General features: G+C 61.1%; 27 protein-coding genes and 1 tRNA gene. 11 read left to right on the forward strand and 17 right to left on the reverse strand.

The genetic code is table 11. The annotated features are described in order from the left end of the window. Positions 1-41: 41 nt before the first annotated feature. The 4 genes from ABFB52_RS13190 to ABFB52_RS13205 all read right to left on the reverse strand — a co-directional run bounded on the left by ABFB52_RS13190 (position 42) and on the right by ABFB52_RS13205 (position 3,700). Complete coding sequence (locus ABFB52_RS13190; protein WP_085747482.1) at positions 42-926, reverse strand: LysR family transcriptional regulator; 885 nt, start codon at positions 924-926, stop codon at positions 42-44. Positions 927-1,030: 104 nt separating this feature from the next. Beyond that, the gene (locus ABFB52_RS13195; RefSeq protein WP_129972629.1) at positions 1,031-2,218 is read right to left on the reverse strand and encodes an MFS transporter; all 1,188 of its coding nucleotides are present in this window, start codon (positions 2,216-2,218) and stop codon (positions 1,031-1,033) included. A 153-nt stretch (positions 2,219-2,371) separates the two neighbouring features. Further along, a complete protein-coding gene (locus ABFB52_RS13200; protein WP_085747480.1) occupies positions 2,372-3,403 on the reverse strand; it encodes an NAD(P)-dependent alcohol dehydrogenase in 1,032 nt (343 codons plus the stop codon). A 54-nt stretch (positions 3,404-3,457) separates the two neighbouring features. Next, the gene (locus tag ABFB52_RS13205) at positions 3,458-3,700 is read right to left on the reverse strand and encodes a hypothetical protein (RefSeq protein ID WP_011333772.1); all 243 of its coding nucleotides are present in this window, start codon (positions 3,698-3,700) and stop codon (positions 3,458-3,460) included. A gap of 163 nt (positions 3,701-3,863) precedes the next feature. Here ABFB52_RS13205 and ABFB52_RS13210 point away from each other — a divergent pair, with 163 nt between their 5' ends. The 3 genes from ABFB52_RS13210 to ABFB52_RS13220 all read left to right on the forward strand — a co-directional run bounded on the left by ABFB52_RS13210 (position 3,864) and on the right by ABFB52_RS13220 (position 5,484). Then, on the forward strand, positions 3,864-4,511 hold the full coding sequence (locus ABFB52_RS13210) for an ATPase (RefSeq protein WP_129972628.1): 648 nt from the start codon (positions 3,864-3,866) through the stop codon (positions 4,509-4,511). An 85-nt stretch (positions 4,512-4,596) separates the two neighbouring features. Then, positions 4,597-4,938, forward strand: a complete 342-nt coding sequence (locus ABFB52_RS13215) for a hypothetical protein (RefSeq protein ID WP_129972627.1) — start codon at positions 4,597-4,599, stop codon at positions 4,936-4,938. A gap of 153 nt (positions 4,939-5,091) precedes the next feature. Further along, positions 5,092-5,484, forward strand: coding sequence for a DUF1801 domain-containing protein (locus tag ABFB52_RS13220; protein WP_129972669.1), 393 nt, complete (start codon positions 5,092-5,094; stop codon positions 5,482-5,484). A gap of 50 nt (positions 5,485-5,534) precedes the next feature. Here ABFB52_RS13220 and ABFB52_RS13225 read toward each other — a convergent pair. The 3 genes from ABFB52_RS13225 to ABFB52_RS13235 all read right to left on the reverse strand — a co-directional run bounded on the left by ABFB52_RS13225 (position 5,535) and on the right by ABFB52_RS13235 (position 7,522). Next, positions 5,535-5,609, reverse strand: a tRNA-Gln gene (locus ABFB52_RS13225). Positions 5,610-5,839: 230 nt separating this feature from the next. After that, on the reverse strand, positions 5,840-6,046 hold the full coding sequence (locus ABFB52_RS13230) for a hypothetical protein (RefSeq protein WP_102717420.1): 207 nt from the start codon (positions 6,044-6,046) through the stop codon (positions 5,840-5,842). 138 nt (positions 6,047-6,184) lie between these two features. Next, entirely contained in the window at positions 6,185-7,522 is a 1,338-nt protein-coding gene (locus tag ABFB52_RS13235; RefSeq protein WP_129972626.1) for a 2-hydroxycarboxylate transporter family protein, read from the reverse strand. Between the two features lie 131 nt (positions 7,523-7,653). Here ABFB52_RS13235 and ABFB52_RS13240 point away from each other — a divergent pair, with 131 nt between their 5' ends. Further along, entirely contained in the window at positions 7,654-8,571 is a 918-nt protein-coding gene (locus ABFB52_RS13240) for a LysR substrate-binding domain-containing protein (RefSeq protein ID WP_039773187.1), read from the forward strand. 39 nt (positions 8,572-8,610) lie between these two features. On the opposite strand, the gene leuD is transcribed toward ABFB52_RS13240, so the two are convergent. From leuD to ABFB52_RS13255, 3 genes are all read right to left on the reverse strand, one after another. After that, a complete protein-coding gene (leuD, locus tag ABFB52_RS13245; RefSeq protein ID WP_129972625.1) occupies positions 8,611-9,219 on the reverse strand; it encodes a 3-isopropylmalate dehydratase small subunit in 609 nt (202 codons plus the stop codon). Between the two features lie 3 nt (positions 9,220-9,222). Next, complete coding sequence (leuC, locus tag ABFB52_RS13250) at positions 9,223-10,644, reverse strand: 3-isopropylmalate dehydratase large subunit (protein WP_129972624.1); 1,422 nt, start codon at positions 10,642-10,644, stop codon at positions 9,223-9,225. A 122-nt stretch (positions 10,645-10,766) separates the two neighbouring features. Further along, on the reverse strand, positions 10,767-11,183 hold the full coding sequence (locus ABFB52_RS13255) for a RidA family protein (RefSeq protein WP_085649091.1): 417 nt from the start codon (positions 11,181-11,183) through the stop codon (positions 10,767-10,769). Positions 11,184-11,318: 135 nt separating this feature from the next. Between ABFB52_RS13255 and ABFB52_RS13260 the strand changes: the two genes are divergently transcribed. Both ABFB52_RS13260 and ABFB52_RS13265 read left to right on the forward strand, forming a co-directional pair. Continuing rightward, complete coding sequence (locus ABFB52_RS13260) at positions 11,319-12,266, forward strand: LysR family transcriptional regulator (protein ID WP_129972623.1); 948 nt, start codon at positions 11,319-11,321, stop codon at positions 12,264-12,266. Positions 12,267-12,336: 70 nt separating this feature from the next. Then, complete coding sequence (locus ABFB52_RS13265; RefSeq protein WP_085747469.1) at positions 12,337-13,497, forward strand: radical SAM protein; 1,161 nt, start codon at positions 12,337-12,339, stop codon at positions 13,495-13,497. Here the strand turns inward: ABFB52_RS13265 and ABFB52_RS13270 are convergent. Further along, a complete protein-coding gene (locus ABFB52_RS13270) occupies positions 13,479-14,366 on the reverse strand; it encodes a LysR substrate-binding domain-containing protein (RefSeq protein WP_085747468.1) in 888 nt (295 codons plus the stop codon). The two genes, ABFB52_RS13265 and ABFB52_RS13270, sit on opposite strands and share 19 nt — an antisense overlap. Positions 14,367-14,503: 137 nt before the next feature. On the opposite strand from ABFB52_RS13270, the gene ABFB52_RS13275 reads away from it, so the two are divergent. From ABFB52_RS13275 to ABFB52_RS13290, 4 genes are read left to right on the forward strand one after another with little or no spacing between them, the layout of a single operon-like run. Next, positions 14,504-15,556 carry an agmatine deiminase family protein gene (locus ABFB52_RS13275; protein ID WP_129972622.1) on the forward strand — a complete coding sequence of 351 codons (1,053 nt, stop codon included), beginning with the start codon at positions 14,504-14,506 and terminating at the stop codon, positions 15,554-15,556. Between the two features lie 3 nt (positions 15,557-15,559). After that, a complete protein-coding gene (aguB, locus tag ABFB52_RS13280; protein ID WP_129972621.1) occupies positions 15,560-16,468 on the forward strand; it encodes an N-carbamoylputrescine amidase in 909 nt (302 codons plus the stop codon). Position 16,469: 1 nt separating this feature from the next. Next, positions 16,470-17,573, forward strand: coding sequence for an extracellular solute-binding protein (locus ABFB52_RS13285; RefSeq protein WP_102686725.1), 1,104 nt, complete (start codon positions 16,470-16,472; stop codon positions 17,571-17,573). A 47-nt stretch (positions 17,574-17,620) separates the two neighbouring features. Further along, positions 17,621-18,739 carry an agmatine deiminase family protein gene (locus tag ABFB52_RS13290; protein ID WP_129972620.1) on the forward strand — a complete coding sequence of 373 codons (1,119 nt, stop codon included), beginning with the start codon at positions 17,621-17,623 and terminating at the stop codon, positions 18,737-18,739. A gap of 9 nt (positions 18,740-18,748) precedes the next feature. Here the strand turns inward: ABFB52_RS13290 and ABFB52_RS13295 are convergent, their stop codons facing one another. The 5 genes from ABFB52_RS13295 to ABFB52_RS13315 form a co-directional block, all read right to left on the reverse strand. After that, complete coding sequence (locus tag ABFB52_RS13295; RefSeq protein ID WP_102717432.1) at positions 18,749-19,411, reverse strand: glutathione S-transferase family protein; 663 nt, start codon at positions 19,409-19,411, stop codon at positions 18,749-18,751. Positions 19,412-19,441: 30 nt separating this feature from the next. Then, positions 19,442-19,849, reverse strand: coding sequence for a RidA family protein (locus ABFB52_RS13300; protein ID WP_129972619.1), 408 nt, complete (start codon positions 19,847-19,849; stop codon positions 19,442-19,444). 31 nt (positions 19,850-19,880) lie between these two features. Further along, a complete protein-coding gene (locus tag ABFB52_RS13305) occupies positions 19,881-20,258 on the reverse strand; it encodes a hypothetical protein (RefSeq protein ID WP_127797871.1) in 378 nt (125 codons plus the stop codon). Continuing rightward, on the reverse strand, positions 20,255-20,761 hold the full coding sequence (locus ABFB52_RS13310) for a PaaI family thioesterase (RefSeq protein ID WP_129972618.1): 507 nt from the start codon (positions 20,759-20,761) through the stop codon (positions 20,255-20,257). The genes ABFB52_RS13305 and ABFB52_RS13310 overlap by 4 nt, the downstream gene beginning before the upstream one ends. Positions 20,762-20,874: 113 nt before the next feature. Next, positions 20,875-21,159: a DUF4880 domain-containing protein gene (locus ABFB52_RS13315; RefSeq protein ID WP_085747460.1), complete on the reverse strand. Its 285-nt coding sequence runs from the start codon at positions 21,157-21,159 to the stop codon at positions 20,875-20,877. Positions 21,160-21,373: 214 nt separating this feature from the next. On the opposite strand from ABFB52_RS13315, the gene ABFB52_RS13320 reads away from it, so the two are divergent. Further along, complete coding sequence (locus ABFB52_RS13320; RefSeq protein ID WP_129972617.1) at positions 21,374-23,284, forward strand: tyrosine-protein phosphatase; 1,911 nt, start codon at positions 21,374-21,376, stop codon at positions 23,282-23,284. Between the two features lie 29 nt (positions 23,285-23,313). Here ABFB52_RS13320 and ABFB52_RS13325 read toward each other — a convergent pair whose 3' ends face one another. Beyond that, entirely contained in the window at positions 23,314-24,282 is a 969-nt protein-coding gene (locus ABFB52_RS13325; protein WP_129972616.1) for an AraC family transcriptional regulator, read from the reverse strand. Between the last annotated feature and the right edge of the window lie 95 nt (positions 24,283-24,377).

The following is a 24,377-nucleotide window of genomic DNA, read 5'->3' on the forward strand; positions in this document are numbered from 1 at the left end:
ATTGTTTATTTGTTAATTCTTTCTGGTTATTTGCTGGTTTGTCACATCGGGGAGAATGCATTCAACAGAAAGTCCCGCACATACACCCGGCTCGGACTCTGCAACGCGCTCTTGCGCCACACCAGGTACAGCACGTTGACCGGCGCTTCAGCCGGTACGGTCGGGGAAATCAGGCGGCCATCGGCAATCGCATCGGCACATTGATAATCCGGCAGGACCGTCCAGCCGTGGCCACCGATGGCGAGGTCTTTGATGATCCGCAGATCCGGAATGGTCAGCGACGCTTGCAGTTGCGGGGCGATCTGGAACATCGACGACCACAGCGGGCGCACCAGGGCGAGGTCTTCGTCGAAGGCAATCAACGGCACCTGGGTCAGTTGCTCCTGAGTCGGGTGTTGGCCCAAGCGATCCAGCAGGCTCGGCGCGTAGACCAGCAGCATGCGTTCGGTCAGCAGATGGGCGAACCCATGGGTCTGTTCGTCGGGCAGGGAAGCGGTGATTGCGAAATCGATCTGTTTTGATTCGAGCATTTCGTAGATGCGCTTTTTCGTGCCGGTGTGAAAACGCAGCAGGAATCCTTCATCCATCAACGGTGCGAGGCGGGCGGCGACTTGCGAGTGAATGAAATCCGAAGGGCCGACCAGATGAATCGTGCCGCCCTTGAGCAGGCCGGGGCGCAGCGAGGCGATCTTGTTTTCCAGACCGTCCAGGTAAGGCGCGACCGAGCGGGCCAGCTCATCGGCGGCTTCGGTCGGCTCGACACCTCGTGGCAGTCGATGGAACAGCGGTTTGCCCACCAGCGCTTCCACAGCCTGGACGTGCATCGAAGCCGCCGGCTGGGTGATGCCCAGATGCTCGGCAGCTTTGGAAAACGACCTGGCGCGGTAGGCTTCGAGGAAGGTTCGCAGGTGCGTGAGATGGCTCATGGGTTGGCGATGTCCGGGGGCTGAATCTGGTTTTTACCATGGCGGGCGGCAGGCGTGCTCGCCTCGGGAAAACGCCGTTGCAGCGTTTCCCGAAGCAAGGTTCGTCAGGCGTTGTCAGCCGGACGATAACGCGGCGCGGAGCTCGCGGACATCTGCCCGAGAATCAGCAGCAGGCCCAGTGCCGAAACCACGGCGCCGGTGAGGCCGACATAGCTCAGGCCTATCTGGCTGATTGTCACGCCACCGGCCACCGAACCGAGGGCAATGCCGGAGTTGAACCCGGCAATGTTCAGGCCGGCAGCGACGCCGTGGGCGTGAGGCGCATGCTGTTCGGCAATCCCGATCAGTCTCGCCTGCAAGGCCGGTACGGCCGCGAAGCTGAACATTCCGAGCAACGCCACCAGCACACCCATCAACACCGACGATCCGGAAAACGCCCACATGCCCGCGGTGACCAGCGCAATGCCGGCAATCAGCGTGGCGCTCGCGCGGTCGACGCCCCAGGCGTCGGTGAGTTTGCCGCCGAGCACGTTGCCGATCGCAGCCATCACGCCGTACAGCAACATGAACACGCCGACGGTGGCGGCGGTGGTGCCGGTGACATCCGTCAGCACCGGAGCGATGTAGGTGTAGGCCACAAAAGAGCCGGCGTAACCGAGCACCGTGACCAGCGCACCGGCCAACAGTTTCCGGTTCAACAATGCCTTGAGGCTATCGAGTGCCGAACCGCTGTCGGCGGCGGTCGGCAGTGGATCGCGCATGCCGAACAGCAGGCCGAAGAAGCCGATCGCACCGAACACCGCAATGGCGGCCAACACCAGACGCCACGACATCACGCCGCCCAGATAGGTGCTGATCGGCACGCCGATGGCCATGGCCAGCGTAAAACCACCAAACACCACGGCGACCGCGCTGCCTGCTCGGCCGGGACCCGCCAGGCGCGCGGCGGTGCTCGACGCCACGGCGAGGAACAAACCGTGGCCCATACCGGCGATAAAACGGGCGATCAGCATCAGCGTCAGGGTGCTGGAAAACGCCGCCGCCAGACTGCCGGCGCTGAACACCAATGCGGTGGCGAGCATTACGTTCTTGCGTGACCAACTGGCGGTCAGTGCGCTGAAGATCGGTGCGGCAACGGTAGCGCCCAAGGCATAGGCAGTGATGGTCGCGCCGGTGGCCTCGACGTTAACGCCGAGACTTTGCGCCATGACCTCGGTCAGGCCGATCGGCACGAATTCAGCGAGCCCGAGGGCGAAGGCGCTGAGGGTGAAGATGTAAATGACAAATGGCATGGGAGCCTCTCGCAAGTGGACGATGGCGAGAGGCTAGGGATTGCGTATCTATAAATGAAATTCTGTTTTTGGCGTGCAGGTATAAAAATATTGATGGGTCTTCAGCAAGCGCAAAAAAAGGCGCGTGAGTTTTTGACTCGCGCGCCTCTGGGTTCATTTGCTGGCGTTCAACACAATCCGGTACCGCGCCTTGCCGCTGCGCAGATGATCAACCGCCTCATTGACCTTGCTCATCGGAAATTCCTCGACCTGCGGCAGGATCTGATGCCGCGCGCAGAACTCCAGCATGGTCGCCGCCGTGGCAGGCGAGCCGACTGGGGAGGCTGACAGGGATTTCTGTTGCGGGATCAGGTTGAACACGTGCACCGGAATCGCGTCGGGCACGATGCCGACGAAGTGCAGCCGGCCCTTGCCGCGCAGGGTGGCGAGCATGGCCGTCCAGTCGAGGTTGGCGTTGGCGGTGATCAGCAGAAAGTCGAGAGTGCCGGCAATCGCTTTCAGCGCTTCGCTGTCGGTGGAGGCGACGACTTTGTGGGCACCGAGGCGTTTGGCTTCGTCCTGTTTGTTCAGGGAAGAGGTGAACGCGGTAACGTCGCAACCCCAGGCATTGAGAAAGCGCAGCGCCAGGTGACCGAGCCCGCCGATGCCCACCACGCCGACCCGGTCGGTCGGCTTGATGTCGAATTCCACCAGCGGATTGAAGACCGTGGAGCCGGCGCAGAACAGCGGGCCGGCGAGGGCCGGGTCGAGGTTGTCCGGGAGTTTCAGCGCCCACGCCCAGTGAGTGCGCAGCCGATCGGCGAATCCGCCATGGCTGCCGATGATCGTCGGTTTGGCGGTGGCGCAAAGGTGATGGGAGCCACCGATGCAGGACGAGCAATGCATGCAGCTGCCCTTGTACCAGCCGATCCCCACACGCTGGCCGACTTCCAGGCCGCGCACCTGCGGGCCTGTGCGCACGATGCGGCCGACCACTTCATGGCCGGGAATGAACGGGTATTGGCTGATGCCCCAGTCGTTGTCGATCAGCGACTGGTCGGAGTGACAGACGCCGCAGTACTCCACGGCGACTTCGACTTCTTCATCCCCCAGCGGGCCGGGGTCGTAACTGAAGCGCTCCAGCGGCGCGCCGGCCGAGGTGGCGGCCCAGCCGGTGAATGTCGTGGGTTCGGTGTTATTGCTCATGGGACACCTCCAGGTCTGGCGCTGCGGGCGCAGCCTGAAGAGTCTAGCGTGTCATCAAGCGGGCGCTAGCCAGGTGTTCAGCACGCGCCGGTCGAGCTCTTCCCAATCCGCCATGCCCAGCACTCGGGTGGTATTGAGGCCGCGCAGATAACCGCGCAACTGATTGGCCACGGCCCGCACCGACTCTGAATCGTTCGCTGACTGGCCCAGCACGGTTTCGTATTCGACCAGGTATTCGGCCACCCGGTCGCGGAATTCGGGCAGGACGGCATCGCGGATCAGATCAAAGGTTCGCACGGGTAATCCTCATCTGTTTTCGTTGTGATTGAGTGTGCAGCAGTCTGCACGCCGCGCAACTATTGGTTCAAGTAATAGTGACCATCAAGAAACGCAAGTTCTGCTTTGGCGCCGATGGGCGGAAAATCGCCTCCATCGAACACGCCGCTGAAGGAATTGCGCGATGAAGACTTTGACCCGACTGGCTGTAGTCGCCCTGCTGATGGGCGGGGTGGCCGCCACCGTAGCCCCGGCTTATGCAGACGACGCCAGGTCGTGCCATTTTCTGCCCGTCGCCGGGAGCAGCGCCGCGCTGCAGCACTCGCAAACCGTCGGTGTGCTGTACAGCGAAAACACTCTGGACAACCTGCAATACCTCGAGCGTTACCACGATGTGGCGGTGAACGGTGCCAAGGATGCGCTCGATGCGCGGATCCGTGACGCCTTCGTCGACAGCTCCGATCCGGAACTGGCCATCGACTGGCTGATGAGTTCGCTGCAACAACAGTTTCTCTCGGTGACCGTCTACGACAGCCTCGTTGCGCTGGTGCAGGCTCATCCGGACGTGGTGGTGATGCTCGACACTCACAACCGTCTGCTGACCCAACGCAACAGTCAGGTCGAGGCGCGGTTCGCCGCACGCTTCTACGACGCCAACCTGCAATATATCGGCAAGGCCGAAGGCGCGGTGGAGAAGCAACTGCCGTCAGTGTGGGTACACAACAAGGCAGCGCCCGAAATCGCTGCCGGGATCGAACAGCAGCGCGACCTGCAACTGAGTGCCTTGAAGCAGTTCGATGACTCGCTCAAAGCCTTGGTAAGTGCAGGCTGAACACCTAAAGCAAAACGGCAACGGCAGTGCCCGTGACACTGAACGTTGCCGAAGAACCGAACTTTTTATTTTCAGGATTTTATCCATGCGTGCCTTTTTTATCCCTGCCATGGCTTCTGCCAGTTTGTTGCTGACCGCCTGCGCTTCTGCGCCAAACGACCCGACACTGACCCTGCAGACGCACAAGACGCCCGCCCAGTACGCCGAATGCGTGGTGCCGAAACTGCAGGGCAGTGCGCTGAACCCGACCGTGTCGCAGACCCAGCGCAGCTACCGGATCGTGGTGCCGAGCAAGGTGGCGGCGGACAACGTCCTGGAAGCCTACAAGGCACAGGACGGCGGCAAGGTGTTTTTATATGAGCGCCACTTGCTGGCTTCGAGTTTCATTCCGTCGAGTTTTGAACGGGCTGCCCAGGAGTGCCTGTAACGCCTGACGGTTAACGCTTTTGACGATGCTCCTTTGGTTGGCCGCAACCAACCATTTCTTTGCCCCGCACCTTGCGGGGCTTTTTTTTGCCCGGCGTTTCGCCCAGTCGGCGCTACGCTGGATAGCGGAAAAGGTTTTCGGGAGAACAAGGATATGAAGAAGGACAGCAGCGGCGCGGCGACTGAGAATCCCTCTGCGCTGATCGATGCAAGAATCAAGGAACTGAATGACTGGCGTGGCCAGAAGCTGGCCGAGATCCGCGCGATCATTCATGAGGCTGACCCGGAGGTCGTCGAGGAGTGGAAGTGGCGCGGCGTTCCGGTCTGGTCACACAACGGCATCATCTGCACCGGGGAAACCTACAAGGCCGTGGTGAAAATGACTTTTGCCAAAGGCGCGGCGATGGAGGATCCGTCAGGACTGTTCAATGTCAGTCTGGAAGGCAATACCCGGCGGGCGATAGATGTTCACGAAGACGACACGATCAATGCCAAGGCTCTGAAAGCGCTGGTGCGTTCGGCGATTACGTTGAATTCAAAGAAGTGATTTGCCGTTGAGGCGGAGGTGACGCGGAGGAGGGTGAAACGAGGAAAAAATGGCAGGGGCGGCTGGATTCGAACCAACGCATGGCAGGATCAAAACCTGCTGCCTTACCGCTTGGCGACGCCCCTGTAGCTATTGGTTTCAGTCCCGGGAGGACCTCTGCAACAGTGGGCGGCACTTTACCAGCGCTCTTGCGTTCTGTGAACCCCTGAAACCAATAAATTTCAGGGAAAACAGCTACTTATTTCCAGGACGGTATCGCCGGTCAGGTTTTTCGGGCTTTTCAGCGATCGCCATGCAAGCCGGCGCGACCGATGTAGCCCGAAAACCTGGCAAAGACCTGCGTTTGACGAACCGATCAATTACCGTCCGCAACCTTGCGTTCGATTTCGTCGACCTTGCGTTGCAACTCCTCAGCGTCCTGCTCCTTGGTGCGGGTCGACGAGGGCGTGATGACCTCATCCACGCCGCGCGTGTCGTCGTCCGGGTCTTCAAGATCGCGTTTCACCACATCGACCGGTTTGCCGGACGTATCGGTAGGTGGGGCTTTACTGTCGTTGTTCATGGCGCTGACCTCCGTTGGCTTAAACGTTGGATGCAGCGCTTTGGCGCGAGTTCTAGTTTTTTAGCGGCAACCGTGCGGAAAACTGCGGAGCCGGGTTGATGAACCGCCGGAAGCTCACCGGCAACAAGCCGATTCTGTTCAGGCAACGAACCCCAGCAACAGCGTCGCCAGGATCACCGTCGAGGCGCCGCCGATACGGGTAGAGATCTGGGCAAAGGGCATCAGTGGCATCCGGTTCGAGGCCGACAGGATCGCGACGTCGCCGGTGCCGCCCAGGCCGCTGTGGCAGCAGGTCACGATGGCCGATTCGATGGGGTACATCTTCATCAGATTGCCGATGAAAAAACCGGCGACGGTCATCGACACCACCACGCTGAGGCACACCAGCACATAGCCGATCGAAAACACCTTCACCACGCTGTCGAGCGGCACATACAACATTCCAAGGCCAATCATCACCGGCCAGATGAAGGCGGCGGAAACCAGTTTGTAGAAAGACTGCGCGCTTTTTTCCAGTTTCTCCGGCAGCACACGCACGTATTTGAACAGCACCGCCGCGAGAATCATCATCACCGGCCCCGGAATCCCGACGACCTTTTCCAGCAGGCCACCGAGGACGAAGAAGGTGCAGATGACCAGCACCCCGGCGCCCATGACCCGCAGGTCGATGGCGGTGGCGGACTCATCCTTGACCTTGAATTTATCGTTTTCGGCTTTCGCCCGGATCAGCGCCCCTTCACCGTTGATGGCCGGGCGTTCCAGCGCCAGCCGTGCCAGGTAACCCGCGCAGATGATCGCTGCAATGTTGCCGACAACGGCCGCCGGGACCAGTTGCGCGACGTAGATGTCCGGCGTGCCGCCGAGGATCGCCGAGTAGGCCAGCGACAGCGGCAGGATGCCTTCGCCGATGCCGCCGCCGATGATCGGCACGATGATGAAAAAGAACGTGTGGTAGACGCTATAGCCGGCAAGCTTGCCGACGATCAGCCCGCTCGCGACGGCGGCCAGGGTGCCGGCCAGCAAGGGGATGAACATGCGGATCATGCCCTGGACCAGAATGAACCGGCTCATGCCGAGGATGCTGCCGACCACCAGACTGGCGATCACGAAGTACAGGAAGTTGGCTTCCTTCATCAGCATTTTGGTCGCGTCGATCGTCGGCGCGCCGAAGAAGCCGTAGAACACCAGCACCGACGGCAACATCAGGCACAGAATCGCGCCGCCACCGATTTCCCGCAGGATCGGCAGACGCGAGCCCATCTGGCCGAAGAACACGCCCATGGTCATGATCACGGCCAGTCCGCCGATCATGTTCTTCGGCAGAAAACCGAGGTGGGCCGACAGAAACACGATCACGGCGATGCCGAGGAAGATCGGCAGCGGGATCACTCCGATCTCGTAGGTGCGCAGGCGCTGGATGAAGCCGTCGGCGCGCGGGCCGTCGACGTTCAGGGATTGCTCAAGGGAGTCGCTCATGACGCATGTCCTCATGCTTGTTTTTATCGAGGATTGACGGGAAACCACGGTGCACCGGGCTCGGGTGGCGAGGCGGTGATTCGATGGTATCCTTCGCAAAATGCGTGATAAACAGCGGAAGCATGCGGCCTATGAACACGAATCGTGACCAATTTCCCTTGCCCGAAGACCTCAAGGTCTTCCTCACCGTCATCCGCAAGAACAGTTTTGCCAGCGCCGCCGACGAGTTGGGCTTCTCACCGGCCTACGTCAGCAAACGCATCTCGGTGCTGGAAACCACGCTGGCGACCAAGCTGCTGCACCGCACCACCCGGCGCATCGCGTTGACCGACGATGGCGAGCGGGTGCGGATCTGGGCGGAGAAACTGCTGGGGGATTTCGATCAGTTTCTCGGCGAGATTTCCCAGGCCCGGCACCAGCCGGCGGGCTCGCTGCACATTTGCAGCAGCTTCGGTTTCGGTCGCAATCATGTGGCGCCGGCGATCAGTCAGTTGTCCCGGGCGTGTCCGAAACTCGACATCCGGCTGGACGTGTTCGACCGGGTGGTCGATCTGGTGGGCGAGGGCTTCGATCTGGAAATCCTCGTCGGCGATGACCTGCCGGGCCAGCATCTGGCGCGCAAACTGGTGAGCAACCGGCGCGTGCTGTGCGCCACGCCGGAATACCTCGAACGCCGCGGCACGCCGCAGTCTCTTGAAGATCTGAAAGACCACGATTGTCTGGTGCTCAAGGAGCGCAACAACGCGTTCGGTATCTGGACCCTGAGCAAGGACGGACAGGAAGAAACGGTGCGAGTGAATGGCCCGTTGTCCTCCAACAGCGGCGAGATCGTGCTGGAGTGGGCCTTGAGCGGCGGCGGAATCCTGTTGCGCTCGATGTGGGACGTCAAACCGATGCTTGAGCAGGGCAGGCTGGTGCAGGTGCTGGACGGCTACACCCAGAGCGCCAATGTCTGGGCGGTCTATCCGACCCGGCTCAGCGAGTCGGCGAAATTGCGGGTGTGCGTGGAATTTCTGGAAGAGTACTTCCGCGATTTGTCTGTGGAATGAAAACGGGCGGTTCAATGAACCGCCCGTTTTTTTTTGCCATCAACCCAGCCAGGGATTGTCCGCCAGATGCCGCGCTTCAAAGGCGCGGATCTGCTCGGTGCGTTGCAGCGTGGTGCCGATGGCATCCAGCCCCAGCAGCAGCGACTGTTTGCGCAACTGATCGATCTCGAACGCGATCCGCGTGCCGTCCGTCAGCTCGATGATCTGCTGCGCAAGGTTGATGCTGATTCGCGCTGTCTTCGGGACGCTGATCGCCTCGGCCACGCGCTTGAACTGCGCGTCATCCAGTTGAATCGCCAGCACGCCATTGCGCTGGCAGTTGTCGTAGAAAATCCCGGCGAACGTGGTGCCGATCAAGGCCCGGATCCCCACTTGCTTCAAGCCCCACACCGCGTGTTCGCGGCTGGAACCGCAGCCGAAGTTCGGGCCGGTCACCAGAAACGCCGCGTCCTGCCAGGCCGGTTGGTTGAGCACGAATTCAGGGTTGGGTTCGCCGGAGGCGAGAAAGCGCAGATCGAAGAACAGCCCGCGATCCAGCCCCTGACGATCGATGCCCTTGAGAAACTGCTTGGGCATGATCACGTCGGTGTCGATGTTTGACGCGAGAAACGGCGCGGCACTGCCGCTGACGGTGTCGAAAGGTTGCATGGTTCAAGCCTCCAGCGCGACGGTGCGCACGTCAGTCAAATGGCCGCTGATGGCGGCGGCGGCGACCATCGCCGGGCTCATCAGGTGGGTGCGCGCACCGGCGCCCTGACGGCCTTCGAAGTTGCGATTGGTGCTCGACGCACAGCGATCGCCTGGCGCGAGCACGTCGTCGTTCATCGCCAGGCACATCGAACAACCCGATTGCCGCCACTCGAAACCGGCGTCGAGAAAGATCTGCGCCAGGCCTTCGTCCTCGGCCTGATTGCGCACCAGCGTCGAGCCGGGAACGATCATCGCTCGTACGTGGGCCGCCACACGCTTGCCGCGCACCACGCGGGCCACATCACGCAAATCTTCGATCCGCGCATTGGTGCAGGAACCGATAAAGGCATGGCTGATCGTCACTTCGCTCAGCGGCATGCCGGGTGTCAGGCCCATGTAGTCGAGGGCGCGCTGCAGGCCCTGACGCAGGATCGGATCGGGCTGGGCGGCCGGGTCCGGCACGTGCCCTTTGATCGGCGCGGCCTGATCGGGGCTGGTGCCCCAGGTCACCATCGGCTCCAGCGCGGCGACATCGAGGATGACTTCGCGATCGAACACCGCGCCCTCGTCGCTGTGCAGGGTTTTCCAGCGCTCGATTGCCTGCTCCCAGACCTTGCCCTTGGGCGCACGCGGCTTGCGTTGCAGGTAAGCGAACACCTTGTCGTCCGGCGCCATGAACGCACCCCGGGCGCCGGCCTCGACGGCCATGTTGCAGATGGTCATGCGCGCCTCGACGCTGAGGGCGCTGATGGCCGGGCCGGTGAATTCGATGGCGTAACCGGTGGCGCCGGACGCGCCGATCTTCTCGATCAGCGCCATGATGATGTCCTTGGAGGTGACGCCTGCGCCGAGCTCACCGTTGACCGTCACCCGCAGGGTTTTCAGACGTTTGTAGACCAGCGTCTGGGTTGCCAGCAGGTGCTCGATTTCCGAAGTGCCGATGCCGAAACCGAACGCGCCCAGTGCGCCGTAAGTGGTGGTGTGGCTGTCACCGGCCGCGACCACCATGCCCGGCAAAATGAAGCCCTGTTCCGGCGCCACGACGTGTTCGATGCCTTGACGCTTGTCCAGCACATCGAACAGCTCGATGCCGAAGTCACGGCAGTTCTCTTCGAAGTACGACACCTGACGCGCACCCCCGGCGTCGGGCATGGTCGCGATGCGTTTCGGTGCGGTCGGGTTCACATGATCGACCACCGCCAGCGTCGCCGCAGGCCGCCACACCGTACGCCCGGCCTCGCGCAGGCCGCTGAAGGCCTGAGGGCTGGTGTATTCGTTGGCGACCTGGCGGTCGATGTAAAGCAGCACGTGGCCCTGATCGTCGAGGGTGCAGACGGTGTGACTGTCGATGTGCTTCTGGTACAGCGTTCTCGGGCTGGGCATGGCTTGCGCTCTTTTCTGTCCGGGGCAAAAACAACATGAGGACAGAATATTGATCGCAGAAATGGCATCAAGAGCGCTTCGGTGAAGCCGTTGAACACGGATTGTGAGCAATTGCCGCAAGCCTACGCCCGTGTCTCCTCCGGCAACCTGGCAATCACCTTGATCTCGAACTGAAACCCATACAGCCACGTCACGCCGACTGCGGTAATCGTCGGGTGCGGCGCCTCGCCCCAGAACTCCGGCACCACTTCCCAGATGGTTTCGAAGGTCGATTGCGGATCGACCATGAACACCGTCACGTCCACCACATCATCGAAGCTGCCGCCGGCCGCACCGAGAATCGCGTTGAGGTTGGTGAAAGCCAGTCGCACCTGTTGTTTCAGATCCGGCTCGGGCGAGCCGTCCTCTAGGCTGCCGACTTGCCCTGAGACGAACAGAAAACCGTTGGAGCGAACCGCCGGCGAATAACGATTGCGCTCGTAAAGCGCATGGCGTCCCGGCGGAAAAACCACGTCGCGTTTTGGCTGGGCATTAGTCATGGGGGGGGCTCCTTCAATGGGTTGAAAACCGGTGATGGAGCAACTCTAGGGACTTGCCTCGGCGCGATAAACGCGCAACCTTGGCGATCACTGTTTGCAAATCCCAAACAATCGAGCCGCTATCAGAGGTGGGATATGGACCGTTTTGACGCGATGCAAGCCTTCGCCCGGGTGGTGGAGGCGGGCAGTTTCACCAAGGCCGCCGAAACCTTGCACATGAGCAAGACCACCGTGACCCAGCTCGTCCAGCAACTGGAGGCGCGGCTGCGGGTCAAGTTGCTCAACCGCACCACGCGCAAGGTCAATGCCACGGCGGACGGCGCGGCCTATTACGAGCGGGTGATCAAGTTGCTGGCGGACATGGACGACGCCGAGACCAGTCTTCCCGGTGCGGCGGCGCAGCCCAAGGGACGCTTGCGGGTCGATGTGCCCAGCCCCTTGGCCAATCTGATTCTGGTGCCGGCGCTGCCCGATTTTTACGCGCGTTACCCGGAGATCCAGATCGACATGGGCGTCAGTGACCGGATCGTCGACATCATCGATGAAAACGTCGATTGCGTTATCCGTGGCGGGGAGCTGCGCGATCAGTCACTGATGGCCCGGAAGGTGGCGGATCTTCAGCTTGGCGTGTACGCCGCGCCGAGTTATCTGGCCCGCGCCGGCACCCCGATGCATCCCCGTGAGCTGGAAAACAGCCATCACCGGGTGGTCGGTTTTCTTTGGGCGCGCACCGGCAGACCGGTGCCTTACGCCTTGCGCAATGCCACGGAAAACCTGCTGATCAAGGGCCGGCATGTTCTGGCGGTCGATGATGGCAACGCCTATCTGGCGGCAGGCCTTGCCGGTCTGGGTGTGCTCTGGCTGCCGAGTTACATGTCGGCGGAGCATGAGGCCCGAGGTGAGTTGGTTGCACTGTTCGAGGGCTGGGCGCTTGACCCGATGCCGCTGTACGTTGCGTACCCGCCGAACAGGCATATCAGCCAAAAACTACGGGTATTTATCGACTGGATCGTGGAATTGATGGCCACCCGTGCCAATGGCGCGGAACTTGCTGACCGCGCTCCCGGACTGTCAAAAAAATAGCGAATATCGGCGATCAATAAAGTCGGCAAGTCTGGATGCACCGCTATTCAATCAAGGAGCTTCACTCGCAATGAATATGTACATCGATATTGTCGGCGCGTGCAATTTGAGCTGCCCCTCGTGTCCGATGGGCAACTCGGAAAACGTCAACTTCAAGAAAGCCATGCAAGTTGACATGTTCAGGAAGATCGTCGAGAAGGCCCGAAGCGAAGGGGTCGAGTCGATTTTTCTGTATAACTGGACCGAGCCGTTGATCCACCCGCGCATCGGCGAGTTTGTCGAGATCATCAATGCCGCCGGTTTGCAGAGCGGTATCAGTTCCAATTTGAATCTGGCGAAAAACATGGAGACAGCGATGCTCGCCAATCCATGGTTCTTCCGTATCTCGCTGTCCGGGTTTTATCAGCAGACGTACGAGCAGGGGCACGTAGGCGGCGACATTGAAGTCGTCAAGGCCAATATGATCAAACTGCATGAGCTCAAGCAGCAACATGGCTTGAACACGCGGATCGAGGTCTACTACCACCGCTACCTCGACAACATGGAAGAAGAAGGGCTGATGCGCGAATTCAGCCAGCGTCTGGGCTTCGAGTTCTCGACCGGGTATTCAGTGATGATGCCGCTGGAGAAGACGCTGGCGCTGATCGAGCGCGACCCGTCGGTGACCGACACTGATCGCGAGACCCTGCAGCGACTCGCGTTGCCACCCTTCGACGACCTGGTCAATCTGGTTCGCCATTATCCGAAGCAGGCATGCGGGCTCAAGGATGACTGGCTGGTGCTCGACTGCAATGGCAACACCATCCTGTGTTGTTCCATTTTCAATCAGACCGAATATCAGGTGGGCAAGTACCTTGATATGCCGCTGGCACAACTGACCAGGCTCAAGTCCACCCAGCCGAACTGCGTCGACATGTGCAATCGCTGTGCGAACAACGGATTGCACATCTACTCGGGGCACTCCAATCAGGGACCGCTGCAGAGCCACGCTGTCAACCGGATAATCGACTTCCAGCGACGCACGATCATGGGCTTGCCGATCGAGAGTGACAGGCTCGGGCGCAGTGGTGAAGTCAGTGCCGAACACTTTGACGAAGCGCAATATCTGGAGCTGAACCAGGACGTCAGAAATGCGATTTCCGCCGGGGCGTTCACCAGCGGTTATCAGCATTACGTACTGTTCGGGCGACTGGAAGGCCGGCCAGGCGCAGGTCATTTGACGGCCGTCTGAGCCGGCGGCTCGGGTTCTGCCAGTTGAGTTGAAAGCCATTGACTGAAGCATCGCGCCATCGGGTCGTTCTCGCTGTCGCGGTGCGTCAGCATCGCCCAGTTCGGGCCGCGAATGGTTTGCTCCACCAGTGGCTGCAACAGCCCGTTTTGCTGCGCCTGACGGCTGAGCAACTGACTGACCAGCGCAATCCCCAGACCTGAACACGCCGCGTCCAACAACAGGCCCGGATCAGAGAAATTCAGGCCCTGATCCTGCTGGCCGACATCGATCCCCGATTCCACCGCCCAATGGCTCCAGTCCATTTCCCGCTCGCCGTGCAGCGTCGTCCGCTGGGCGCTCGGCACGCTTAACAAGCTCGGATGACACGCGGGGTAGAGGCGGTCGGCATGCAGCACCTTGAAGCTGCATTCAGCCTGCGAACTGATGTCGTCGCGCACCGCCAGATCGATGGTCTGGGTCGCCATGTCCGGCACTTCATCGGTGCTGAAAATCCACAGGTCCACATTCGGATGCTGACGGCGGAAATCCCCCAGTCGCGGCAGCAACCAGTGCCGGGCAAACGCCGGCGTGGTGTTGAGCACCAGTTGATTGGGTTTCTGGTATTGCCCCAGTCGCCGGATGCCCACCGACAGTTGCTGCAGCATGGCCTGGGTGGTGCTGAGCAGATCGTGGCCGGCGTCGGTCAGGCTGACGCTGCGCCCGCTGCGGAAAAACAGCGGTTGCTCCAGATACGCCTCAAGGCTGCGGATCTGCTGGCTGATGGCCGATTGCGTGAGGCTCAGTTCCTCGGCGGCCTTGTGAAAGCTGCCCAGCCTTGCGGCGGCTTCGAAGCCGCGCAACGAGCTGAGGGGTGGCCAGTGTTTCAGCATGATCGATAAGTTCCTCTAATCAGTTTTCCGCTAAATCCATCGTTTGTTTGCCCTTCAGGCCGCCATTAGCATGCACGTCAACGCCGCCAAGGCTGTTTTCATTGAACACAATGGCTTAACTCAAAGGGCTTTTTACCATGCAGCAGAACAAAAACAACAACAGCGGTTGGATGATGCCGGCAGAGTGGGTGAAGCACGCGGCGACCTGGATGGTCTGGCCACACAATCAGGCCCTGTGGGAGTCGGGCTGGGGCGTCACTTTGCCGTTGGTGCAGGAAGATTTCGCCCGCGTCGCCAATGCCATCGCCCGGTTCGAACCGGTGAAAATGGTCGTCGATCCGTCGGCCATCGCCCGCGCCAAAGCCTTGTGCGGGCCGAACATCGAACTGATTCCACTGGCCGTCAACGACAGCTGGTGCCGCGACTCCGGCCCGAGCTTCGTGGTTCACCCGGAACAAGGTCTGGCCGGGGTGAGCTGGCGCTTCAACGCGTGGGGCGGCAAGTCGGCCCATGATCTGGACGAAAGCCTGGCCCGCCGCGTGCTCAATCACTTGGGCGGCGAGTGCTTCGGCACGGCGCTGAGCAACGAGGGTGGCGCGATCCATGTGGACGGCGAGGGCACGTTGATCACCACCGAATCGGTGCTGCTCAACCCCAACCGCAACCCCGACGTGAGCAAGGCCGAGATGGAAGAGATCTTCAGCCGTCTGCTCGGCGTGAAGAAGACCATCTGGCTGCCGGGCGATCCGGATTACGTCACCGGCGACATGACCGACGGCCACGTCGATGGCGTCTGCGCCTTCGCTCGCCCCAGCGTGTTGCTGGTGGACGCGACGCACGATCGCAGCTCGGTGTACGCCGAAGTCGTGCGGGAAAACCGCCGCGCACTGGAGCTGGCCACCGACGCCCGGGGCCGCAAATTCGAGCTGATCGAGCTGTACGAAGCCACCGATGCGGTGGACACCGAAGCCGAAGTGTTCTGCGCCTCTTACACCAACTTCTACATCGCCAACGGCGCGATCATCATGCCGGCGTACGGCATCGAGGCCGACCATGTCGCGGCAGAAACCCTGGCCAAGGCGTTCCCGGGCCGCGAAGTAGTGCCGGTGCAGATCAATCATCTGGCCCATGGCGGCGGCGGTGTGCACTGCATCACCCAGCAACAGCCAGCCTGGCCGGTGGAGGGTTGATCGATGACGTTGCTCAAAGTCGCCACCACCCAGATGCCGTGCACCTGGGACCTGAAAAGCAACCTCGACCGCGCCGAGCAGTTGGTGCGTGAAGCGGCCGCGCAGGGTGCGCAAGTGATCCTGTTGCAGGAACTGTTCGCCACGCCGTATTTCTGCATCGAGCAGAGCCATCAGCACATGGCGCTGGCCGAGGAGTACCGCGACAGTCAGGTGCTGTCGCGTTTCGCCGCGCTCGCCCGCGAACTGGGCGTGGTGTTGCCGCTGAGCTGGTACGAGAAGGCCGGCAACGCCTACTTCAACTCCCTAAGCGTGGCGGATGCCGACGGGCGCCTGTTGGGCGTGTACCGCAAGACCCATATCCCCAACGCCATCGGCTATCAGGAGAAGGAGTATTTCAGCCCCGGCGACACCGGTTTCAAAGTCTGGGACACCGCGTTCGGCCGCCTCGGCGTGGGCATCTGCTGGGATCAGTGGTTCCCGGAAACTGCCCGCTGCATGGCGTTGATGGGCGCCGAAGTGTTGTTGTTTCCGACGGCCATCGGCTCGGAACCGGGCTGCGCGGATCTGGACTCGCGGGACCACTGGCAGATGACCATGCGTGGCCACGCGGCTGCCAACCTGCTGCCGGTGATCGCTTCCAACCGGGTTGGCCGCGAAGTGGCCGGGACCGATGCGACGCTGCAAATGAATTTCTACGGCTCGTCGTTCATCTGCAACCACAAGGGAAAAATGCTCGCCGAAGCCGACCGCGCCAGCACCGGTGTTTTGGTGCAAAGCCTGGATCTGGCAGCCATGCGTGAAGATCGCCTGAGCTGGGGCATCTACCGCGACCGTCGTCCGGAAATGTACGGCGCCTTGTTGAGCCAGGACGGCCGTCACCTTAACGCCCGTTGGAATCCCCAAGGAGTCTGATATGCCTACTTCACACAAATGGTTGCTGGGTGCACTGGGCCTTGCGCTGGCCGGTTTGATGTCGACGGTGCACGCCGAAGACAAGACCTTGCGGCTGTACAACTGGGCGGATTATTTCGCTGAAGACACGTTGAGCAAATTCACTGCCGAGACCGGAATCAAGGTGATCTACGACGTGATGGACGGCAGCGAAACCCTGGAAGCCAAGATGCTGTCCGGTGGCAGCGGCTACGACCTGATCTTCCCCGGCGACACCGTGGCCGAACGGCTGATGCGCGCCGGCAGCCTGTTGCCGCTGGATCCTTCGAAGATCACCGCGATGAACGATATCGAATCGGGCCTGCAAAAACTGCGCAGCCATTACGAGCATTCGAACAAGGCCACCGTGCCGTACACCTGGGGCACCATCGGCCTGACCTATAACGCCGAGCAGATCAAACAGCGCATGGCCGACGCCCCGGTCAACAGCCTCGACATGCTGTTCAAACCGGAACTGGCGGCCAAATTCGCCGATTGCGGGATTTCGATGATCGACTCGCCGGATGAAGTACTGGCTGTGGTGCTCAACTATCTGGGCCGCGACCCGCGCAGCGCCAAGCCTGCGGATCTGGCGGCGGCCAGTGACTTGCTGATGAAGCTGCGGCCGTACATACGCAAGTTCCAGTCGCAACCGGTGACCGATCTGGTCAACGGCAACCTGTGTCTGTCCCTCGGCTACAGCGGCGACATGACCCAGGCTCAGCGCACCTCGGACAGCGCCGGCAAGCAGACCCGCTTCCAGTACCGCGTGCCGCGTGAGGGCACCACGGTGTGGATGGACACCATGGCCATTCCGGTCGATGCCAAACATCCGGAATACGCCTACGAATTCATCAACTTCGTGATGCGCCCGGAGAACATGGCCGCGATCAGCAATTTCACCGGTTACCCGACCTCCAACGCCAAGGCCCGGCCGAACGTGGATGAGGCGATGCGCAACAACCCGGACATCTACCTCGACGAAGCGACCTATGCTCGTCTGATACCGGGCAAGGATATCCCCCAGGCCGACATGCGCGCCCGCATGCGCACCTGGACCAAGTTCAAGACTGCCACTGCCAAGTGATTTTTCCGGGCCGCCCCGGCGGCCCCTTACCCATCAGGAACGTACACATGCCGACTCGTCGCGAGTTCATCAAACAGGTTTCAGTCGCCGCCGGCGTAGGCGCTGCCGTCATGGGCCTCGGTCTGTCACCGGCGCGGGTACTGGCGGCCGGCGAAGGTCGCTGGTTCATGCCCGACGAGGGCGACAAACACGAACGCGCCTACATGGCCTTCGGCGCGCAGGATGCGATCTGGGAAGACTTCACCGAAGACGTTCAGGAAGCGCTGGGCCGGATCGCCCGCGCCATCGCCCGTTACGAACCGCTGACCATCTATTGCCGCAGCGGCGAACGCAGCCTGGCCGAAGAGATCTGCGGCACCTCCAACATCACCTACCAGATCGCCAACCTCGACGACATCTGGATGCGTGACATCAGCGCCAACTTCGTCATCGACGACAAAAACGGACTCGGCGCCGTGGACTTCAACTTCAGCGGCTGGGGCAACAAGCAGCAGCACTCTAAAGACGCGAAGATCGCCAAGCGCGTGGCGGCCGATGCGCAGGCGACCTACCAGCGCAGTGAACTGGTGGGCGAGGGCGGCGGCATCGAAGTCGACGGCCACGGCACCGCGATCATGACCGAAAGCTGCTGGGTCAACGAAAACCGCAACCCCGGCTGGAGCAAGGCTGACGTCGAGGCGGAACTGAAAGCACGCCTCGGTTTGCGCAAGATCATCTGGCTGCCGGGCATCAAGGGCAAGGACATCACCGATGCACACGTCGATTTCTACGCGCGCTTTGTCACGCCCGGCGTGGTCATCGCCAACCTCGACACCGACCCGCGCTCCTACGACAACAAGGTCACCCTGGCGCACCTGGAAATCCTGAAGAAAGCCACCGACGCCGACGGTCGTCCGTTGCAGATCCACACCGTTTCGCCACCGCTGAAGCCGCGCAACACCAAATTCAACAAGGACAACGACGATTTCGCGGCCGGTTACATCAACTATTTCGTGATCAACGGCGCGGTGATCGCTCCGGAGTTCGGCGACAAGGACGCCGACAAGAAGGCCTTCGACCTGCTGAAAAAGCTCTACCCGAACCGCGACGTGGTGCAGATCAACATCGACGCCATCGCGGCCGGTGGTGGCGGGATTCACTGCGTGACCAGTCACCAGCCGGCGTGAGGCCGAGCCTCAGCGGAAACGTTGGGGCAGGGCCTCGGCAAAGGGATAGAAGTCGAACCACGGTTTAGCTTCTTCGATGACCCGACTGAACGACGGGCGCTGCACCAGCCGTTCGAAATAGGCGCTCAGCCGCGGTTGTTCGGCGGCGAACGGCACCAGCGTGCTGGCATAGAACAGGGCCGGTGCGGCGGAGCAATCGGCCAGGCTGAAATCCGCGCTGGCGATCCATTCGCGGTCGGCCAGTTGCTGTTCGAGCATGCCGTACGCCGTGGCCAGCAGCGCTCGCTGACTGCTCAGGTCGCCATTGGCGGACTGGATGCGGTCGGCGACGATCTGCTGCATCGGCGTCATCACGTAATGGTCGAAAAACCGGTCCCATAGACGCACGTCCAGTGCGGTCTCCCAGTCTTCGGGAATCAGTCGTTGCGACTGCCCCGGTTGATGATCCAGGTACTCGATGATCACGCTCGATTCCGGCACCGTGCGCTGGCGCGCGTGATCGCGCAGCACCGGGAATTTGACCAGCGGCCACAATGCTTGAAGCTCGGCCCGTTCGGCTTCGCTGGACAGGTCGATCAAGCGTTTTTCGAACGCGACGCTGTGTTCGTAGAGGGCGATCAGCGCCTTGTGGCAGTAGGACGACAATGGGTGGTAATAGAGGGTCAAGTTCATGGTTTAACACCTCGATGTGGGGCAATGGCGTTACTCAGGTATAGCGCGCCTGCGCACGGCCACGCATTTGATTTCCACCAGCAGCCCCGGATGGGCCAGTTCGCTGACGCCGATGCAAGTCCAGGCGCAGAAGCCCTTGGGGAACACGCGGTTTTTCACTTCGCGAAACACCGGCATGTGTTGGCTCATGTCGACGTGATAGGTGGTCATCTCCACCACATCGTCGAAGGTGCAGCCACCGGCCTTCAGCACTTCGTCGAGGTTTTCCCAGGCACGAATGAACTGTTGCTCGGGGTCTTCGATGACCTTCAAGTCAGCCGTCCGGCCCACCTGGCCGGCGCAGTAAAGCGTGTCGCCGACCACAACCGCCGGCGCGTAACCGGCGCGTTCGACGATGGTTTTCATGGAGTCGGGGATGATGATTTTGCGATCGGGCATGGCCGGGGCTCCAGGTAAACGGTAAGTCGGGTCACTTCGCGCGAAAGTACCGGATCAGGTTGATCGATTGCGTGAATACCGCATATACCACTGCTGCGATCATTAGCCCGGCGATGACCAGGGCAATAGTATTGACACCTGTGATGAGCAGAATGTAGATCGACAACGCGAGTATCAACACGACATAACTGGCAAGCGTCTGTTTGAAGTACGCCAGCAGCAGCGGCACGACGATCACTACCAGAGAGTGAAAGGCCACCCCAAACCAGATGTCGATAATCATCTGATCAAAATCACCGCCCGCTTGTGCCAGGGCCAGCAAATACGAATTCGTCAGCCACTCCAGCTTGCCAACCACCATCACGCTGATCGCGATAATCACCACAATGTTTATTGCTCGGTTACTCATTGATCTTCATTCCGTCCATGCGCCGCCGCTGCCAACTGCTCGGTATCCACTCGCACGAATACCGAATCACCCACCGCCGTCAGCACATCCCCAGCGTAGACCTCGCAGATCACCCGGGTCTTGCGCCCGACTTCACCTTCGACTTTTGCCTTCAATGTCAGCGGCACGCCCATTGGCGTCGGTTTGATGAACTTGATGCCGAGGTTGCCGGTGACGCAGTTGATGCGTGGCAGGGTCTCGGGCTCACGCTGCTCGGCCCGGTAGTGATACGCCATCGCCGTCCAGTTGGAATGGCAGTCCACCAGCATGGCGATCAGGCCGCCGTAGACCAGCTCCGGCCAGCCGCAGTATTTGGCCTCGGGCACATGCTCGGCCATGACGTGCACGCCGTCCTCATGCCAGAAACTCTTGATGTGCAAGCCGTGCGGGTTGCTGCTGCCGCAGCCGAAGCAGACGCCGTCGGGGGCGGCGGTGTCTTGCAGGGAGGTGTCGTGGGTGGACATGCGGGGTCATCCTTAAACTGTTAGCCGAACCGCGCGGATTCTAACCTTGATTCAAGGACAAAACGTTGCTTCGAGTGGGGCGCACTGCTGTTTTCGTCGATCCCGGTGCAGGGCTAATTACGCTGCGCCAGATTGCGTTGAAACTCTTCGAAGCTGCACGGCAGGGTCAAGGCCTTGCGCTTTTTCGACTTTTCGCGCTCGTCCGGCAGTTGATCGCTCAATTCCCAGACCTCAAGCATCTTCGCGTATTCGAAGGCGTGGCGCGGGCTGATCTGAATCCACTGCTGAAATGCCTGACGCTCGTCAGGGGTGCAGCTGTCGTCTTGCAGACGCAGGCACCAGTGCGCCGCTTGATTGAGGATTTCATCATCGGCGTCTTGAGGGCTTTGGAGGTTCATTGACTGCTTCCAGGATGGCCGGAGAGGGCACTTTACCCTGCCTCTTGCAAAAAAAACGTCAAATATCGGCAGGGATTTAGCCCGTTTGACGGACAGAACGCGCAGCCGAAGGACAGATCGCGCCGGGATTGGCTGTCTTCGACGTTTTGTCATATTCAGTCACATTACCTTGCAGATAGTGGGCAGCCCAACCGGTTTTCAATGAGGCTGCATCGTGTTTCCACGTTTTCTGTGTTCGCTGTCCGTGTTGAGTCTGTCCATCGCCGCCGTCCACGCGGCCGACCTTGATACCCCGCGCCTGCAAGGCATCGACAACTTCCGCGATGTCGCCGGTATTACCACGGCTTACTCCACGACCCATGACGGCAGGATGCGCGCCGGTGTGTTCTACCGCTCCAATGCGCTGACGCCGACGGCGTCGGATCTGGCGACCCTCAACGGTCTGGGCATCAAGGCCGTTTACGACCTGCGCACCCCAAGCGAAATTGCGGCCACGCCGGACACGATGATCAGCGGGGCAACCTACCAGAACATCGACATCATCGGCGCCACCACCTCGGGGGCGAACATCACCACGGTCTCGTTCAAAAGCGCGGCCGAAGCGACTGCGATGATGCAAGAGACCAACCGTGCGTTTGTCAGCGACGCCGGCATGCGCGGGCAGTTGGGCGTGCTGTTCAACGAACTGGCCGGCGTCGACGGCGCCGCGCTGTTCCATTGCACCGCCGGCAAGGATCGCACCGGCTGGACGGCCGCTGTGCTGCAAAGCATCGCCGGGGTCGACAACGCGACGATCATGAGCAACTACCTGGCGACCAACGACTACACCGCCGACCGCGTGGCCAAGACCCTGGCGATGATGCCGCCGAGCATGGCCGCGATCTACGCGCCGCTGCTGGGCGTCGAGGCCAGTTACCTGCAAGCGGGTCTGGATCAGGTGACCGCGCAATACGGCAGCATGGACAACTACCTCAAACAGGGGCTGGGTCTGTCCCAGGAAACCATCTATGTGCTGCGAGGCAAAATGGTCGAGTACAACAGCCTGCCCGGTCAGGCAGGGCTGATCGGCAACGCCGCCGCTGGCGCACAACTGTTGCAGGAGTTGCAGAACAGTAAACTCTCGGGCACTTACAGCGCCTACAACTATTACCTGCAATCGGCCATCGACGCCGGCAGTCTGGGCGGTGTCGAGTCCACGGTCGGCGGTCAGGTGCACGCCGATGCGGCCAGTTACCTGCTGCGTCAGAACGCAATGATCGAGCAGGCCGCCGCGCCGTTCGCCAGCGGCACTGACCTCAAAGTCGGCCAATACCGCTTGTGGAACACCGCGCTCGCCGGTTACCTGGGCACCGATGGCTCGGCCCATGCGCAAAGCAGCAACGAACACAGTCAGGGCCTGATGGTTGGCGTCACCCAGCGTTTTTCCGAACAACTCAGCGCTCGCGGCGGCATCGGTTACAGCAAAGGTTCGGTGGGCGGCGCAGGTGGCGAGGCCGATACCGATTTCACTTTCCTCGACCTTGGCGCCCGTTATGACTTCACCAGCTTGGAACGTGGCCTGTTTGTCGATGCCAACCTCAGCGCCGGTTACGTCGACTACGACAGTAAGCGCGACCTCGGCGGCGGCTTGGGTTCGGCGAAGGGCGACACCAACGGTAATCTCAGCGGCGCCACGTTGGCACTCGGTTATCGGATGCCGCTGAACATTGTGATTCTGGAGCCGAGCCTCGGCGTGCGGGTCAGCCGTCTGGACCTGTCAGGCTTCCAGGAGAAGGGCAGCGAACTGGCCCTCAATGTCGATGACATTCAGGAAACCCGTCGCAGCGCCGTGGCCAATCTCGACGTTTCGTTCGCCCCGATGCCGATGGGCGCGTGGCAACTGGTGCCGGGCGTGCGGGTCGGCTACGAGCATGTGCTGGGCGATCATCAGGTCGACAGCGAAGGTCATATGCTGGGGCTGGATATCGAACAACGTGCGGCGTTCGACAACCGCGATCAGTTCAGCGGCGGCGTCAACCTGATGGCCAATCTCGGTGCTCTGAGCCTGGGCGCTGAAGTCGGTGCCAGCGGTGGCGGCGACAGCCATGGTTTCAGTGGCGCGCTCAAGGCCAGTTATCAGTTCTGATCAACTGAAGGTGAAGAAAAAGGATTGCCTCAGCGCAGTCCTTTTCGCATTTCTGCGGGGCTCACGCCGTAGGCATCCTGAAAGTACTGGCAGAACCGGCCGACGTTGCTGAACCCGAATTGCAGGGCCACGTCGGTCACCGATGACGATTGGCCTTGTTTCAACGCATCGCAAGCGCACTCCAGTCTGACCTGTCGCTGGTACGCGACAATCGAGGTGCCGACGAACCGCCGGAACCCTTCCTGCAACGCCCGCAGGCTGACGTTCACCAACCCCGCCAGATCCGTCCCGCTGACCATCTGCTCGGGATGCGCCTGAATGTACTCGATCGCCTGCTTCACATGCCGTGGTGCAATCAACGCCTCGGGTCGGCGCAAGGCCTCGCTGAAATTGTGCGGCCACGCCTCCAGCACCGCGTCCACCAGCATCTCCCGCAGCCGTGACGGCATCAGCGAACCGGCGTTCAGCAGCAGATCGAACTCGGTGCCGGTGGCCAGATCGATCAGCGCGCGAATGCCCCGAAACGCCGGGCTGTTCAGATCCACCCTCGGCTCGAAATGCAGCTTGTGCACGATCGGTTTGCCCAGCAGGGTCGACAGCCGTTCGGTGAGCGCCGCACGGCTGATCGACATGCCGTGCTGGGCATGATTGTCGATAAAACGCATCGAACGCAGGTCAGCCTTGTCGATGGCCAGCCCTACATCGCTCAGCCCCACGGATTCATGGTTGAACACGATCTTGCCGGCGGTGGGAATGACGAAGGTGATTTCATCGAACGGCTCGGGGAAGGCGACGGTGAAATCGCCCCGGTAATGCATGCGCCGGAAACTCACGCCTTCGTACCGCCCGTAAACGCCGCCAATGATGATGTCTTTGGGCGGCGGTGGTGTGTCGCCATAACGGTTGCCGAACATTCGCGAGAACAGGGCGCCGAAGTCGTCACTGGCCATGTTGTCGGATCGCAGGATGAGGGTCTGGCGCGTCGGGCTTGAGTACACCGGGAGGGTCACCTTGGTGGTCGGGGCATCGGGGCGCGACGACGTTACCAAGGGAGAATGACGCCGATGTGACAACGCTCGATGCTGTGCGCGAA

The organism is Pseudomonas sp. 9.2(2024), from assembly GCF_039695385.1.
Lineage (GTDB): Bacteria > Pseudomonadota > Gammaproteobacteria > Pseudomonadales > Pseudomonadaceae > Aquipseudomonas > Aquipseudomonas paraglycinae.